Source organism: Aestuarium sp., from assembly GCF_023253315.1.
GTDB classification, from domain to species: domain Bacteria; phylum Pseudomonadota; class Alphaproteobacteria; order Rhodobacterales; family Rhodobacteraceae; genus Marivivens; species Marivivens donghaensis.
Genome location: NZ_JALRGW010000069.1, coordinates 1 through 1,617 on the forward strand (window position 1 = coordinate 1; position 1,617 = coordinate 1,617).

General features: G+C 55.4%; 2 protein-coding genes and 1 pseudogene. All 3 read right to left on the minus strand.

Annotation, left to right across the window (positions count from 1 at the left end):
- Positions 1 to 139 precede the first annotated feature (139 nt).
- Positions 140 to 514 carry a 50S ribosomal protein L7/L12 gene (gene rplL / locus AC1QQ2_RS14095; RefSeq protein ID WP_395006844.1) on the minus strand — a complete coding sequence of 125 codons (375 nt, stop codon included), beginning with the start codon at positions 512 to 514 and terminating at the stop codon, positions 140 to 142.
- 67 nt (positions 515 to 581) lie between these two features.
- Positions 582 to 1,097 carry a 50S ribosomal protein L10 gene (gene rplJ / locus AC1QQ2_RS14100; RefSeq protein ID WP_395006846.1) on the minus strand — a complete coding sequence of 172 codons (516 nt, stop codon included), beginning with the start codon at positions 1,095 to 1,097 and terminating at the stop codon, positions 582 to 584.
- Positions 1,098 to 1,360: 263 nt separating this feature from the next.
- Positions 1,361 to 1,617: pseudogene (locus AC1QQ2_RS14105) on the minus strand (50S ribosomal protein L1); the annotation flags it as partial.

A 1,617-nucleotide genomic window follows, 5' to 3' on the forward strand; every position in this document is an offset into this window, starting at 1 on the left:
GAACCTGTGTCCGCACCTTGGAACCGGCTTTCGCAAAAGCAGCTACCAAGAAGCGGGTCTTCAAGACGCGCACGGCTGGGCCCGAATTGCTTCGGACCCAGCCAGCACATCCACATAACGGGTTGCCCCGCTGGGTGGATTACTTCAGTTCAACCTTGGCGCCAGCGGCTTCAAGGGTTTTCTTCAGAGCTTCAGCGTCAGCTTTCGAGACTTGCTCTTTCACTTTGCCGCCAGCTTCGACGAGGTCTTTAGCTTCTTTCAGACCAAGACCGGTGATCGTGCGAACTTCTTTGATCACGTTGATCTTGTTTGCACCAGCGTCGGTCAGAACGACGTCGAATTCGGTCTGCTCTTCAGCAGCAGGAGCCGCAGCAGCAGCTGGGCCAGCCATCATGACAGCGCCACCAGCAGCTGGCTCGATGCCATAGGTGTCTTTCAGGATGGTCTTCAGTTCTTGCGCCTGCAGCAGGGTCAAGCCTACGATTTGCTCGGCGAGTTTGTTCAGATCAGACATTTCATGTTCCGTTCAGTTAAGATGGTTCTAACGAGGTAAGGTTCAAGACCCTACGCGAGTACAAAGATTAGGCCGCAGCCTTTTCTTCGATGGTCGACAGGATGCTTGCGATGTTCGAAGCAGGCGCGCCAATGGCACCAGCGATGGACGAAGCAGGAGCGCCGATCATCGACACGATTTGAGCAAGAAGCTCTTCGCGCGATGGCATAGCAGCCACAGCTTTGACCCCAGCTGGGTCCAATATCGTACCGCCCATGGAACCGCCAAGGATAACGAACTTGTCGTTAGCCTTTGCGTATTCCTCGGAAACCTTCGCACCAGCGACGGGATCCTCGGTATAGGCAAGTACAGTCATGCCCGTCAAAAGGTCACCCATCTTTGCAGAGGGGTTGCCTTCAAGGGCGATCTTGGCGAGCTTGTTCTTGGCAACGCGAACGGACCCACCAACGGCACGCATTTTTGCGCGTAGGTCCTGCATCTGTTTAACCGTCATACCCGCGTAGTGAGCAACCACTACAACGCCAGAGCTTGCGAAGATCTGGCCGAGTTCCTCGACCAATTTCTCTTTCTGGGCTCTATCCACAGTTTCACTCCAAGTTTGGGGGTTTCCCCCCGGCTCAATTAAGCCCGTCTTGCGACAGGCGTTCGGGTCCATTTTACGGGTCCCGAGCCAAAATCCCCCGAAGGCGACATCATCTCGTTCCCCATCTCGGGCAGGATATTAAGACGTTTGCGCGTCACCGGCCTTCTCGGACAGGATGGGGCTGAAGACTTACAGCTTTTCGCCCCACCATCCTTTCCCCGAAGGGTCAGGAATTTCATGCGCTGGGGGTGACCCCCAACGGCTTATTTCGCAGCAGACGCCAGATCCAGTGCCACGCCCGGACCCATGGTCGAAGACAGAGACACTTTCTTCAGGTATGCACCCTTGGCACCAGCAGGCTTGGCTTTGGAAACGGCTTCCACGAAGGCGCGCACGTTTTCAGCCAGCTTTTCGTCCGAGAACGAAATTTTGCCAATACCAGCGTGGATAACGCCAGCTTTTTCAACTTTGAACTGCACTTCGCCGCCCTTGGCTGCTTCAACGGCCGTTTTCACGTCCA

What these genes read in the sequence shown, in the direction of transcription:
- rplL (WP_395006844.1), bottom strand. Translation starts at nt 514, where the DNA reads ATGTCTGATCTGAACAAACTCGCCGAGCAAATCGTAGGCTTGACCCTG.